Origin of the sequence: Sphingomonas vulcanisoli (assembly GCF_011761305.1) — a bacterium.
GTDB lineage: Bacteria > Pseudomonadota > Alphaproteobacteria > Sphingomonadales > Sphingomonadaceae > Sphingomonas_I > Sphingomonas_I vulcanisoli.
The window spans coordinates 154941-167917 of record NZ_JAAOZC010000003.1 but is presented as its reverse complement, the minus strand read 5'-3'; the positions used below and the strand labels follow the sequence as shown (position 1 = coordinate 167917).

12 protein-coding genes are annotated in these 12977 nt (G+C 66.4%); 1 reads left to right on the top strand and 11 read right to left on the bottom strand.

The annotated features are described in order from the left end of the window. Nucleotides 1-46: 46 nt before the first annotated feature. The 10 genes from murD to FHS31_RS07380 form a co-directional block, all read right to left on the bottom strand. On the bottom strand, nucleotides 47-1141 hold the full coding sequence (gene murD / locus FHS31_RS07425) for a UDP-N-acetylmuramoyl-L-alanine--D-glutamate ligase (RefSeq protein WP_341786321.1): 1095 nt from the start codon (nucleotides 1139-1141) through the stop codon (nucleotides 47-49). 537 nt (nucleotides 1142-1678) lie between these two features. Continuing rightward, a complete protein-coding gene (gene mraY, locus FHS31_RS07420) occupies nucleotides 1679-2749 on the bottom strand; it encodes a phospho-N-acetylmuramoyl-pentapeptide-transferase (RefSeq protein ID WP_167072735.1) in 1071 nt (356 codons plus the stop codon). Further along, nucleotides 2749-4119 carry a UDP-N-acetylmuramoyl-tripeptide--D-alanyl-D-alanine ligase gene (locus tag FHS31_RS07415; protein WP_167072734.1) on the bottom strand — a complete coding sequence of 457 codons (1371 nt, stop codon included), beginning with the start codon at nucleotides 4117-4119 and terminating at the stop codon, nucleotides 2749-2751. Before FHS31_RS07415 ends, mraY begins: the two co-directional genes overlap by 1 nt. A 124-nt stretch (nucleotides 4120-4243) precedes the next feature. After that, complete coding sequence (locus FHS31_RS07410; RefSeq protein WP_167072733.1) at nucleotides 4244-5662, bottom strand: UDP-N-acetylmuramoyl-L-alanyl-D-glutamate--2,6-diaminopimelate ligase; 1419 nt, start codon at nucleotides 5660-5662, stop codon at nucleotides 4244-4246. Then, nucleotides 5649-7406 (bottom strand): peptidoglycan D,D-transpeptidase FtsI family protein, encoded by a 1758-nt coding sequence (locus FHS31_RS07405; protein ID WP_167072732.1) that lies wholly within the window; start codon nucleotides 7404-7406, stop codon nucleotides 5649-5651. Before FHS31_RS07405 ends, FHS31_RS07410 begins: the two co-directional genes overlap by 14 nt. Next, the gene (locus tag FHS31_RS07400) at nucleotides 7406-8122 is read right to left on the bottom strand and encodes a hypothetical protein (protein ID WP_167072731.1); all 717 of its coding nucleotides are present in this window, start codon (nucleotides 8120-8122) and stop codon (nucleotides 7406-7408) included. The genes FHS31_RS07405 and FHS31_RS07400 overlap by 1 nt, the downstream gene beginning before the upstream one ends. Next, entirely contained in the window at nucleotides 8119-9075 is a 957-nt protein-coding gene (gene rsmH / locus FHS31_RS07395; RefSeq protein WP_341786312.1) for a 16S rRNA (cytosine(1402)-N(4))-methyltransferase RsmH, read from the bottom strand. The genes FHS31_RS07400 and rsmH overlap by 4 nt, the downstream gene beginning before the upstream one ends. Further along, the gene (locus tag FHS31_RS16710; protein WP_167072730.1) at nucleotides 9072-9530 is read right to left on the bottom strand and encodes a division/cell wall cluster transcriptional repressor MraZ; all 459 of its coding nucleotides are present in this window, start codon (nucleotides 9528-9530) and stop codon (nucleotides 9072-9074) included. The genes rsmH and FHS31_RS16710 overlap by 4 nt, the downstream gene beginning before the upstream one ends. Before the next feature lie 336 nt (nucleotides 9531-9866). Beyond that, on the bottom strand, nucleotides 9867-10088 hold the full coding sequence (locus FHS31_RS07385; protein ID WP_425057209.1) for a hypothetical protein: 222 nt from the start codon (nucleotides 10086-10088) through the stop codon (nucleotides 9867-9869). Nucleotides 10089-10346: 258 nt separating this feature from the next. Next, nucleotides 10347-11339 (bottom strand): cysteine synthase A, encoded by a 993-nt coding sequence (locus FHS31_RS07380; RefSeq protein WP_167072728.1) that lies wholly within the window; start codon nucleotides 11337-11339, stop codon nucleotides 10347-10349. Nucleotides 11340-11488: 149 nt separating this feature from the next. Between FHS31_RS07380 and FHS31_RS07375 the strand changes: the two genes are divergently transcribed. Next, nucleotides 11489-11878: a hypothetical protein gene (locus FHS31_RS07375; RefSeq protein WP_167072727.1), complete on the top strand. Its 390-nt coding sequence runs from the start codon at nucleotides 11489-11491 to the stop codon at nucleotides 11876-11878. 202 nt (nucleotides 11879-12080) lie between these two features. On the opposite strand, the gene FHS31_RS07370 is transcribed toward FHS31_RS07375, so the two are convergent. Continuing rightward, entirely contained in the window at nucleotides 12081-12782 is a 702-nt protein-coding gene (locus tag FHS31_RS07370) for a CAP domain-containing protein (RefSeq protein WP_167072726.1), read from the bottom strand. Between the last annotated feature and the right edge of the window lie 195 nt (nucleotides 12783-12977).

The window sequence follows — 12977 nt, the reverse complement described above, 5'->3', positions numbered from 1 at the left end:
TGTCTCGACTTCGCTCGACACAAACGGGTGAGGCTGGAGCGCCGGGTCACAACCCCGCCACCGCCGCCCGAAACGCATCCCCCCGCGCTTCATAATCCCTGAACTGATCGAAGCTCGCGCAGGCGGGCGAGAGCATCACCACCTCTCCCACCTTCGCGGCGGCCGCCGCATCGCGCACCGCTTGGAGCAACGTCCCGCTCTCCGTCACCGGCTTCCCCGCGTCCCTGAGAATACGCGCGAACATCGGCCCCGCCTCCCCGATCGTATAGCCTGCCACTACATGATCGAAGTGCGGCGCGCAGTCGTCCAGATCGTCCGTCTTGGGCAGCCCCCCAAGAATCCAGTGGATAAGTGGATAAGCCGCGAGCGCGGGCGCCGTCGCGGTGGCGTTGGTCGCCTTGCTGTCGTTGACGAACAGCACGCCCTCGCGCTCAGCGATCCGCTCCATGCGGTGAGGTAGGCCGGGGTAGGTGCGGAGGCCCTGTTCGACGAGTGCCCCGTCGATGCCGAGAACTTCCATAACCGCAATTGCGCAAGCGGCGTTCTGATGATTGTGGGGGCCTTGCAAGGAAGGCCAGTTCTTTTGTCGGTCCGCGTAATTGAGCGCGAGCAACAGCGTGTTGTTAGGAACCAGCGACGAAAGCTCTCGCTCTCCTAGTACCGCTGCATGAAACGGCTCCGAAGGCTGCTGCATCTGAAACAGCCGCAGCTTTGAATCCCGATACCCCTCGAACCCCTCGTACCGATCCAGATGATCCGGGGTTATGTTGGTCAGCACCGCGACGTCGCAATCGAGGGTGAAGGTCAGGTCGATCTGATAGCTTGAAAGCTCCAGCACATAGACGCCGCCGTCGGGGAGCGGCTCTTGGCTCAGGATCGGCAGGCCGATGTTGCCGCCCATCAGGCTCGGCACGCCCGCGGTTTCCAGGATGTGGTGGATCAGCGCGGTGGTGGTCGATTTGCCGTTGGTGCCGGTGATGCCGACCACCTTGTGCGGCGGCAGCGTCGCGCGTCCTTGCGCGAACAACTCGATATCGCCGATGATGGGGACGCCGGCGGCCTTCGCGTGCGCGGCGATGGGGTGGCGGTTGAGGGGGACGCCGGGGGAGACGATGACGGCGTCGAAGCCGGTGAGAGGAATGGTGAGAGGGTCGGCGAAACTTAGCTCCCCCTCCCCTTCAGGGGAGGGGGTCGGGGGGTGGGGGAGTCGGCTAAGGTAAGGAGCAGAGGTTGAGGGCGGGGGGGGGGCCCCCCCCCCCCCCCCCCCCCGGGGGGGGGGGGGGGGCGGGGGCGGGCGGGGGGGGGGGGGGGGCGCGCGGCGGGGGCCCGGGGGCAAAGACACGGGGGGTGGGGGGGGTGTTGTTGTTGTTGGTGTTGGTTTTTGGTGGGGGGGTGGGGGGGGGGGGGGGGCCCCCCCCCCGGGGGGGGGGGGGGGGGGGGGGGGGGGGGGCGGCCCCCCCCCCCCCCAGTCGGCTAAGGTAAGGAGCAGAGGTTGAGGGCGTTCCCCACCCCAACCCCTCCCCTGAAGGGGAGGGGCTTAGGGCCGCACGCTTCGCCTCATCGCTGTCCCACGCCACAACGCTCGCGCCACTCGCCAGCAGCGCCTCCACCGTCGCGACACCACTGCGCGCCAGCCCCAGCACGGCATAACGCTTGCCCGCCCAGGCGCTGCTCGTGATCACCGCAGTTTGAGCGTGGCGAGGCCCGCCAGCGCCAGCACGAAGCTGATGATCCAGAAGCGGATCACCACCGTCGGCTCGCTCCAGCCAAGCTGTTCGAAATGGTGGTGGATCGGCGCCATCTTGAAGATGCGCTTGCCGGTGCGCTTGTAGAAGAAGACCTGCAGGATGACCGAAACCGTCTCCAGCACGAACAGCCCGCCGATGATTAGCAACACGATCTCATGGTGCGCCGTCACCGCGATCGCCCCAAGCGCGCCGCCCAAGGCGAGGCTGCCGGTATCGCCCATGAACACCGCCGCCGGGGGCGCATTGAACCATAGAAACGCCAGCCCCGCGCCGATGATCGATGCGGTGAGAATGGTCAACTCGCCCGCGCCGGGGACGTGAGGAATGCCGAGATAGGCCGCGAACTTGGCGTTGCCGACGAGATAGGCGATGACAAAAAAGGCGAGGCTGGCGATCACCACCGGCATCGTCGCCAGCCCGTCCAGCCCATCAGTCAGATTCACGGCATTGCCGAAGCCGACGATGATGAACGCCGCGAAGAAGATGTAGAGCGGCCCGAGATCGATCACCGGCCCGTTGTAGAACGGCAGATACAGCACCGTGCTGTTGCCGCGCGTGATGATGTAGGCGGCGACGCCCGCCACCGCGAATTCCAGCACCAGCCGCACCCTGCCCGAAATCCCGGCATGGCTGCGCTTGGTCACCTTGTCGTAATCATCCAGAAAACCGATTAGCCCGAAGCCGAGCGTTACCAGCATGCAGGCCCAGACATAGCGATTGTCGAGGTCCATCCAGAGCGTCATCGAGACGACGACGCTGGCGAGGATCATCAGCCCACCCATTGTCGGCGTGCCGACCTTGGAGAGGTGGGTCTGCGGGCCATCGGCGCGGATAGGCTGGCCCTTGCCCTGGCGGATGCGCAGCCAGCCGATGAAGCGCGGCCCGATCAGCAGGCCGAAGGCGAGCGCGGTGATCGCCGCCGCGCCCGCGCGCACCGTGCTGTACCGCACGAGATTGAGGAGATGTGGGAAGCCGAAATATTCGGCGAACCAATGCAGCACTAATTCACTCCCGCCAGCGCATCGACAAGCCGCGCCAGCCCAACCGAGTTCGATCCCTTGACGAGCACCGCATCGCCCGCGCCGATCAGGGCGCGCGCCTCCGCTGTCGCGGCTGCGGCGTCGGCCACATGCGCGAAGGCGACGCGGCCCTCAAGCGCTTCCGCCAGCGGTGCCATCTCCGATCCGACGAGCAGAGCGAAATCGACGCCCGCCGCCTCGATCGGCGCCGCCAGCCCGGCATGATGCTCCGCTTCTGCAGGCCCAAGCTCCTTCATCGATCCGAGGATCGCGATCCGCCGATCGGCCTTCTCCGCGCCCAATACGGCGAGCGTCGCGCGCATCGATGCCGGGTTGGCGTTATAGGCTTCATCGATCAGCAGCGCCTCGCCGGCCTGCGTTTGGATCGGCAACCGCCGCCCGCGCCCGGCCAGTCCCGCCAGCTCCGCCAGCGCCAGGCCGGCCGCAGGCAGATCGGCGCCGACTGCCTCCACCGCCGCCAGGATCGCCAGCGCGTTGCTGATCCAATGCTCGCCCGGCTGGGAAAGCGTGAAGGTGAGTTCGGCGGCGCGCAGCCGCGCATTGATCAGCGTGCCCTTGTCGCCCTTGACCCCCTCGCGGGCCCAGACATCCGCCTCCGCTGAACGCCCGAAGGTGACGATCTCGGCGGCATAAGGCTTGGCGGCGGCGATCAGCCGATCGCGGTGCGGGCTGTCATAGGGAATGATCGCGGTGCCGCCCGGTTCGAGGCCCTGGAAGATCTCGCCCTTGGCATCGGCGATCGCGCTCTCGTCCTTGAAGAAGGCGCCATGCGCCAGCGCCACGGCAGTGACGATCGCGACATGCGGGCGGACGAGGCGGGTAAGCGCCGCCAGCTCGCCGGCGTGGTTCATCCCCATCTCGAACACGCCATATTCGGTGTCGCGTGGCATCCGCGCGAGGCTCAGCGGCACGCCGACATGGTTATTATAGCTCTTGAGGCTGCGATGAGCGCGGCCCGGCGCCGCACGGTTCAGTGCCTCGAACAACGCCTCCTTGGCGCTGGTCTTGCCCACCGATCCGGTGACCCCGATCACCTTGGCCGCCGTCCGCGCGCGCGATCCCGCGCCGAGGGCATTCAGCGCATCGGTCGTATCCGCGACACGAACATGCGGGCCCTCGACCGGCTGGGACACGAGGACACCGCTCGCCCCTTGGGAAAAGGCTTGCGAAACGAAGCGATGGCCATCGGTCGCCTCGCCCTTCAGCGCCACGAACAGATCACCCTGCCCCACCTCGCGCGAATCGAAGGCGATGCCCTGCGAGTCGAAATCGGCCGAGGCGGCGCCACCGCAGGCGGCGGCGATCTCTTGCGATGTCCAGAGCGCGTTCATCGGATTTGGGCCCAAACGCAAGGCTTTGTGGAATGGACGGCCGGCCCGGCCGGGGGGTTGGCCATACTCGGCCGACCGCCCACCCACGACCCCTCCCTTGGGGCGGAGGGGAAACTGTAACCTATCACTGCGCGCATTCCCGCGCCACTTGCACATCGTCAAACGGCAAAATGCGATCACCGATGATCTGCCCCTGCTCATGGCCTTTACCGGCCAGCAGCACAATATCGTTTGCGCCAGCCCGTTGGATCGCCGCCGCGATCGCCTCGCGCCGCCCGCCGATCTCGATCGCGCCGGGCGCGCCCGCCATCACTTCGGCGCGGATCGCGGCGGCATCTTCGGTGCGGGGATTATCGTCGGTAACGATCGCGACATCGCCCAGCCGCGCCGCGACCGCACCCATCAGCGGCCGCTTGCCGCGATCGCGATCCCCGCCCGCGCCGAACAGCACGATCAGTTTCTCCTGCGTATGCGGGCGGAGCGCCTGGATCGCGGCTTCCAGGCCATCGGGCGTGTGCGCATAATCGACATAGATCGGCGCGCCCGCCTTGCTGATCGCCGCGCGCTCCAGCCGCCCGCGCACCGGCTGCACCCGGGCGAGCAACTCCAGCACCTTGGTCAGCGGCATGCCTGTGGCCATCACCAGCCCGGCGGCGGTCAGCGCGTTCGCGGCCTGGTAGGCGCCGATCAGCGGCAATTTGAGGACGTGGCTTTTACCCTCCGCCTCGACCGTCAAGGTCTGCCCGAGCTGGGTCGGCTCACGCTTGATCAGCCTGAGCGTCTCGCCCTTGGTGCCGACCGTGATCAGCTTGAGCCCCCGCTCGCGAGCCAGTTCGACCACCCGCGTCGAGGCATCGTCATCCATCCAGACCACCGCAGTGCCGTCCTTATCCACCACCTCGGTGAACAGCCGCAGCTTGGCCTCGAGATAGGCCTCCATCGTACCGTGATAATCGAGATGATCGCGGCTGAGATTGGTGAAAGCCGCCGCCTGCACGGGCAGCCCTTCGGTGCGATATTGCGAGAGGCCGTGGCTCGAGGCTTCGAACGCGACATGCGTGACGCCCTCGGCGCGCAGGCCGTGAACGTTGGAGAGGAAGGTGACGATGTCGGGCGTGGTCAGCCCGGTCGAAACGCTCTCGTCCGATGTGGTGACGCCCAAGGTGCCGATCGACGCGGCATGATGCCCCGCCATCCGCCACAACTGCCGCACCAGCTCGACATTCGAAGTCTTGCCGTTGGTGCCGGTGACCGCGACCACGGTTTCCGGAAAGGGCGCGAAGAATTTCGCCGCGGCCTGCGCGAACGTCCGACGCGGCTCACCTCCGGCGATATGGACCGCGCCCGCAACCTTCGCTTCGGGCCGCGCGACCACTGCGACCGCGCCATCCGCCACCGCCTGGCCGATAAAATCCTCGCCATTGTGCGCGGAGCCGCGGAAGGCGCCGAACACTGTGCCCGGCGCCACCTTGCGGCTGTCGATCGCGAAGCCGGTGACGCGCGCATCGGAAGGTACGTCCGCGAAAAGGTCAGTTAAGTTCATTCTTGCCGGGCACCTTCTTCTCGAGGATCAGCGGCATGAGATCGGATTCGTCGACATCCATCGCGGGATCCATCGTGGGCATCACGCCCAGCAGCGGTGCGATCCGCGCGGCGATACGCTTGGCGAGCGGCGCGGTCATCCAGCCCGCGGTCTTGAAGCCCGCGGTAGCTTTCGACCCCTTGGCGTCGTCCAGCACGGTAACGATCACGTAACGCGGATGATCCATCGGGAAGGCACCGGCGAACACCGTGATGTTGGCGCCCTTGCTGTAATGGCCGCCGACGATCTTCTCGGCCGTGCCCGTCTTGCCACCCATGCGCAGGCCGGGCGCATTGGCATTGGTGCCCGTGCCCTGCAGCACGACGAGGCGCATCAGCTGGCGGACCTTGGCGCTGGTCGCTTCGGAGATCACCCGCTCGCTCGGCACCGGCTTATTGGGATCGCGCGGCACGAGCGTCGCGGGATGCCAGACGCCGCCGTTGGCCAGCGCAGCGAAGGCTTCGGCCAGGTGCAGCGGCGTCACCGCGATGCCGTGACCGAACGCGGTCGTCATCACCGTCGATTGCGCCCAGTAAGCGGGCACCTGCGGCATCCCACGCTCCCGCAATTCGATGCTGCTACGCTCGTAAAAGTGCAGCTTGTGGAACATCGATTTGATACGATCCTGCCCCAGCTCGACCGCGATCTGCGAAGTGCCGATGTTGGATGAGAAGGTCATGATCTCGGGAATAGAAAGCGATCGATGCTTGGGCTCGTCGTCATGGATCTGGTGGCCACCAACGGTGATCGGATGGCTGACATCGATCATCCGGTTCCAGTTGGTGATCGTACCGCTCTCGATCGCATTGGCGAAGGTGATCATCTTGAAGGTCGACCCGAGTTCGTAGGTCGCCATCGTAACCTTGTTGATCATGTCGTGATTGTTGGCGTCGGCGGCCCCCTTCAGTGGGGTGTTGGGGTTGATCGTCGGCAGCGAGGCGAGCGCCACGACTTCGCCGCTGTTGGCGTCCATGACGATACCCGCGGCGCCCACAGCCTGCGTCTCCGCCATCCGCCGCGCAAGCTCGCCTTCCACCGCCGCCTGGACGCGGCCGTCGATCGTCAGCTTGATCGATTTGCCGGCCTTCAGATCGTCGTTGAAATAGCGCTCCACGCCGATGCCGGTCATCGTATCCTTATGCGTCTTGGGATCGTCGACCTCCTGCGCATAGCCGAGGACATGGCCGGCTAGGTTCGCCTGCGGATAGAGACGCTGGGTCTGGCGCATCTCCATGATGCCTGGATCGCCGATCGCGTGAACCGCCTGCACCAGCTCGGGCTGCGCACGCTCGGCCAGCCAGACGAATTTCTTGCGCTTGCTGAACAGGATCGCGCGATATTGCGCTTCGGTCTTGGTTGGGATCAGCTGCGCGAGGCGGGCGGCGATGGCATTCTTGTCGCCGAGGATATTCTGCGGATTGACCGCGATCGCCCAGCTCGTGACCGTGGTCGCCAGCGGCAGTCCGTTGCGATCGACGATATCGCCACGCCGCTCCAGCGCCACCACCGGACCATGCGCGCCATAGCCGCTGAACAGGCAGAGCTGCACCAGCCGCAGCGCGATCGCCAGCGTCACCAGCATGAACAGCAGCATCACCACCATCAGGCGGAAATGCGATTGGCCGAGCGGCTGGGTGGCGATCGCCGGTTCGGGCGTGCGGAACAGCGGGCGCGCGGGTTCGGGGCGGAACGCCGCTGTCGCCATCAGAGCGCGGCCCTCTTATGCGCACCCTTCTTCTCAGCCGCGATCAGCGAACCGAGATCGGAGGGCAGCAGGCTATCGTCTACCTTGACGGCCTTACGCTTGGGCTTGGCCGGCACGGGATCGTCGGCCGTCGCCGCCTTGTGCGCGGGCTCTTCAAACGAGGCGAGCGTGAGCTTGGCGGGCGTCGAACGCTCCGGCTTGGGCGCGGTGCTCTTGGCGGCGGGCTTTTCGAGGGAGGCCTTGACGACAGGCGCGGGTGCGTCGGCCGCCAGCGGGCCCGGCTTATCCTGCACATAGGTCGCCACCCGCAGCATCGGCTGCTGGATCGCAGGCGCCGGGGCTTGCGCAGGCGCGGGTTGCGGCGCGGCGGCGGGCGCGGACTTCTGATAGGCCGCCATCTGGATATTGCCCTCCAGCGGCCGCTTCGGACCGCCCGCAAGGCTTGCCAGCTGCACCTCGTTGGCGACATATTGCACCGGCCGCGCCGCCTGCAGCGCCAGCACCTGATTCCACCGCTCCAGCTGGCCCATGCGGCTGCGTGCGGCGATTTCGGTCTCCAGGCGGCGGATGTCGTTCTGCGTATCGGCGATCTGGCCATCGACCCGCAGCAGCGCGCCCCGCTCGGCCGCGACAGACTGCGAGGCCATGTAGCAGAGCAGGGCCGCGAACGCGCACCCGGCAACCCAGGCGATCAGGCGGAAGCGTGCGGCGATCATGCAGTGCGTCCTTGCTTGATGGAGCCCCAAGCCGGGGCGGCGGTGCGGCGGGCGGAACGGAGCGTGGCGGAGCGGGCGCGGGGATTGCGCGCGAGTTCGGCGTCGGAGGGGCGGATCGCCTTGGCGACGGCCTCGAACGTCGGTGCGGGGCCGGCGGCGGCTTGCGGCAGGTGGCGCGATCCCGAGGCGTTGCCGCCGCTGCGCTCCTTGAGGAAGCGTTTGACGATGCGATCCTCAAGGCTGTGGAAGCTAACGACCGCGAGGCGCCCGCCGGGCTTCAGCGCGCGCTCGGCGGCGGCGAGGCCGTCCTCGAGCTCGTCCAATTCGCGGTTCACATGGATGCGCAGCGCCTGGAAGGTGCGCGTGGCGGGATCCTTCTTGTCATGCTCGCGATGGCCGAGCGCGCGGCGGACGACGGTGGCGAGTTGTCCCGTCCGCTCCACCGGCCGCGCGGCGACGATCGCGCGCGCGACCCGGCGCGACTGGCGCTCCTCGCCCAGATTGTAGAGCACATCGGCAATGTCCGACTCTTCGGCCTCGTTGACGAAGTCGGCAGCGCTCGGCCCGTCCTGGCTCATCCGCATGTCGAGCGGCCCATCGGCCTGGAAAGAAAAACCACGGTCGGCGCGGTCGAGCTGCATCGAGGAGACGCCGACATCCAGCGTCACGCCATCGATCGCGTTTTCGCCCACTTCCTCGGCCAGTTCGGAGAAGCGCGACGACACCAGCCGCAGCCGCCCCTCGGCCTCGGCCACCAGAGCCTGCCCCTCGGCAATCGCATCGGGATCGCGATCGAAGGCGACGACATTTGCGCCCGCCGCCAGCAGCGCGCGCGTGTAGCCGCCCGCGCCGAAGGTGCCGTCGACATGGGTTTCGCTCGCCGCGGGCGCGAGCGCGGCGATCACCTCGTCGATCAGCACCGGCGCGTGCCGCGGATCATGCGCGGCGCTCACAGGCTCAGCCCCTTTTCCTTGAGCAGGCCGTTGAGGATCGCGAGATTGACCGGCTGATCGGCGAACGCCTCGGCCGCCTTATCCGGCGCCCAGATTTCGAAATGTTTGATATTGCCCCAGAACAGCGCAACGTCTTTGATCCCGACCAGATCGCGGATCAGCTGCGGCAGCACCAGCCGTCCGGCGGAATCGAAGCTCACCTCGGTCGCGCCGCCGACATTGTCGCGCCCGAGATCGTCAAGCGCCGCCATCCGCTCGGCAGCGGGCAGATCAGCGAGGCTGGCTTCGAGATCGGCCGACAATTCCTGGTCGCCGATCGCATCATAGGCCTTCAGCCGGTTCATCTCCTTGGCGATGACGATGCTGAGCTGTTTGTCGTCGGCCGGAATGCTGCCCTGGCGATAGTTGGCGCAGCGCAGGGCGATCGTGTCGCGGAAGCGCGCGGGTACGGACACGCGACCTTTCGAGTCGATCGCGTTCAGCGCATACCCCCTGATGGGATGATTGACCGCCAACTGCCTACCCTGTCGCCCCGACGTGGCTTCCCCTGCCGCATCGTCCCCTCTTGGCCGGATGCGCGGGGAAGGCGCTCCAAACCATGGGTCAGGTGTGGGATATCATGGGTTAAACCTGGGATCAAATCCCATTCTATCCCACCAGATGTGCATGCGTGGGAGGGCATGGAAAAGCGATCCGCCGAATAAACGAGCAATTACCGAGGCTTGGCTAAAGCCAAGCCTGTGGATAAGTCTGTGAAGGCAAATTTTTGCGAATCCGCCGGGGCGGAGGGATCAGTGCTTCTTGAGCGGCTTGGACTCGGGCGTGGCGTCGCTGGTCGGATTTCCAGGCGCGACGCCGAGCTGGGCCAGCGGCTCGGCCGGCGCACTGGCGTTGATCGCCGGATTGGTGAGATTACCAGTGCGGTCGGCGGCGACGCTGATCAAGGCGGTGGCGAGCATGACGAGCAGGAACACGCAGGCGAGCCCCGTGAGCCCGACACGCACGCGGCGCATCATCCCACGAAATCCCATTGATGGCGCGGCGCGTTCATCGATCGCTAGAATAAGCCGGTCGATCGCACTTGTGAACTGGCTACCATTCCGCGAGTCCGGGATCGATCCCTCTTAAATCCTCCCCTGCAAGGGGAGGTGGCGCGCGTAGCGCGTCGGAGGGGTATCCCGCTATTGAAAGGGTTACACCCCTCCGTCAGCCCTGCGGGCTGCCACCTCCCTTGCAGGGGAGGATCGTCAATCGCGACAAGATTAATCGCCCTAATACTTAAGCCACTCCGGCGCAGCGAAGCCCTTCGCCCCCAGCCACTCGGGGTTGAACAGGGTCGAAAGGTAACGCATCCCGCTATCGCAGAGGATCGTGACGATCGTCTTGCCCGGCCCGAGCTGCTCCGCCAGCGCCATCGCGCCGGCGACGTTGATGCCCGATGACAACCCGACGCACAGCCCTTCGTCCTTCAGCAGCGCGAAAGCCTGACGCAGCCCCTGCTCGTCCGAGATGCGGAATTGCGTGTCGATCGGCGCGCCTTCGAGATTGGCAGTGATCCGGCTCTGGCCGATACCTTCCGCCACCGATGAGCCCTCAGCGGTCAGCTCGCCCTTGGCATAATAGTTGAACAAGGCCGCGCCATGGGGATCGGTCAAGGCGATCGTCACGTCGGCATCGCGCTCCTTCAATCCCATGCCGACGCCCGCGATGGTGCCGCCTGTACCCGCGGCGCAGGTGAAGCCGTGGATGCGCCCGCCGGTCTGCGCCCAGATCTCGGGCGCGGTGCCCTGGATATGCGCCATGCGGTTGGCGACATTGTCGAACTGGTTGGACCAGAGCGCGTTCGGCGTCTCCTCGGCGATCCGGCGCGAGGTGTGGACGTAATGCGCGGGGTTGGAATAAGCGGTCGGCGGCACCTCGACGAGCTCGGCGCCCAGCGCGCGCAGTGTATCCTTCTTCTCCTGGCTCTGCGTTTCGGGGATGACGATGATCGTGCGATAGCCCTTGGCGTTGCCGATCAGCGCTAGGCCGATGCCGGTGTTGCCCGCCGTCCCCTCAACGATCGTGCCGCCGGGGCGCAGAGTCCCGCGTGCCTCGGCATCCTCGATGATATATTTGGCGGCGCGGTCCTTGATCGATCCGCCGGGGTTCATGAATTCGCACTTGGCGAGGATATCGCACCCCGTCGCCTCGCTCGGCCCCTTGAGCCGTACCAGCGGCGTGTTGCCAACGAGCGATGCGGTATCGAGTGCGAAGCCTGCCATGATCCCCGGATAGCAGGCGCATCGGCCCTGCCAAGCAGCCTTGTTTTGCGAAGGCAAAAGCCACGCTTCATCGCAGTTGCGTCAGCATTGATGACATTTCGGCGAAAAGCGCCTTGACGATAGCCTTCGCAGTCGCAAAAAACGCTTCGATGATGAAAAAAGCCCTCGCCGCCGCCGCCCTTTCCGCGACCGTTCTGCTTGCCGCCTGCGGCGAGCCGACCACGATCACGGCGGGCGCGCCCAACGATCCCACCGCAGACCAGGTCGCCGCCGCGCCCAAGGTCAAGCTGCCGCCGGCGATGCTGGCCAGCAAGACCTATCGCTGTCAGCCCGGCAACGAGGTACTCTACGTCAATTGGTTCAACGACAATACCAGCGCCAACATCAAGAAGAAGAAGGAAGATACCCCCGTCGCGCTCACCGCGCCGGCCAAGGGCGAGCCTTTCTCGGGCGGCGGTTATGTCGTGAAGGGTTCGGCCGACTCCGCCAAGGTCACGATCACCCCGCCGGGTGGCAAGGATCTGGAATGCTCGGCCTGATCGCCGCTTCCTGACACCAACCGAGGGCCGGCGGAGCGATCCCCCGGCCCTTTTCTTTGCCCGCAACCCGTGATCCTCCCCCGCCAGGGGAGGTGGCGCCAAAGGCGTCGGAGGGGGAGGACGGCGGCGGGCGATCGAGGTTGCTTAGTCCTCCCCCTCCGTCAGCTGCGCTGACACCTCCCCCTTGCGGGGGAGGACGGAGTTAATGCTGAGCGCCCTGCCCCATCGCCGCCACCGCGCGGCGCGGCTCATCGGGGAGGGTCGCATCCGGCGTATCGGCCATATCGATCACGCACATCGTGCCATATTGGGGGTGCGGGCCGCAGGCGACGCCCGCATAGCGCAGGTGCGCGGAGAACATCGCGATGCGGTGGCCGCGATCGGGAACGCCATCATCGATCAGCAATTGGCGGATGACGTCCTTGGCGTCCTGCGCGCCATAAGCGATCACCTCCGCCACCTGATCGCCGCCGCCCTGCCGCGCGACGCGATCGCCGGGGCTGGAGCCATCCGCGCCGAAGTGACCGGTATCGCCGCTGTGCGATTGCTCGGTTACATAATCGGCGGCGGCGCGGCGCAAGGTCTCGGAAGGCTGCAGCATTCCCAGCCCGCTTTGCGCCTGAAGAAAAGCGATTGTCTCGTCGACGGCAGGCCGGCCCTCCGTGGTCTGCATCGCGACCCTCTGGCCGGGGATAATCACGGCATTGGCGTGGAAGAAACCCCGATAGGCCACCAGCGTCTCGACATAGGCTGTGGGCTGAGTGCGCGCGAAGTTGAAGGTCGCCAGCACAGTGGCTTCCACCTGGCGCAGATCGCTTGGGAAGTGCTGCGGCGGAGTCGCCGACGCCACGCCGGTCAGGGCGAGGCCGCCAAACAGAAACGCAACGAACAACGGCCCACGCATGACAGGAACCCTAAACAGGATTTCGCCGCCTGCGGCGTGCCGGGCGGTGCACACTCCTTACACAAAATCACATCGGCCCGCTAGTTAAGGTAAATTCCTGACAAGGCTCGCCAATCGGTCGGCCTGTGATCCTCCGCGCGCCGGGTCCGCGCGCTCCACGAATGCAAGGGGTAGGCTAAGGCGGAACCCTCCGCT

What these genes read in the sequence shown, in the direction of transcription:
- FHS31_RS07415 (WP_167072734.1), bottom strand. Translation starts at nt 4,119, where the DNA reads ATGAACGCGCTCTGGACATCGCAAGAGATCGCCGCCGCCTGCGGTGGC.
- FHS31_RS07410 (WP_167072733.1), bottom strand. Translation starts at nt 5,662, where the DNA reads ATGAACTTAACTGACCTTTTCGCGGACGTACCTTCCGATGCGCGCGTC.
- FHS31_RS07405 (WP_167072732.1), bottom strand. Translation starts at nt 7,406, where the DNA reads ATGGCGACAGCGGCGTTCCGCCCCGAACCCGCGCGCCCGCTGTTCCGC.
- FHS31_RS07400 (WP_167072731.1), bottom strand. Translation starts at nt 8,122, where the DNA reads ATGATCGCCGCACGCTTCCGCCTGATCGCCTGGGTTGCCGGGTGCGCG.
- FHS31_RS07385 (WP_425057209.1), bottom strand. Translation starts at nt 10,088, where the DNA reads ATGCGCCGCGTGCGTGTCGGGCTCACGGGGCTCGCCTGCGTGTTCCTG.
- FHS31_RS07380 (WP_167072728.1), bottom strand. Translation starts at nt 11,339, where the DNA reads ATGGCAGGCTTCGCACTCGATACCGCATCGCTCGTTGGCAACACGCCG.
- FHS31_RS07375 (WP_167072727.1), top strand. Translation starts at nt 11,489, where the DNA reads ATGATGAAAAAAGCCCTCGCCGCCGCCGCCCTTTCCGCGACCGTTCTG.
- FHS31_RS07370 (WP_167072726.1), bottom strand. Translation starts at nt 12,782, where the DNA reads ATGCGTGGGCCGTTGTTCGTTGCGTTTCTGTTTGGCGGCCTCGCCCTG.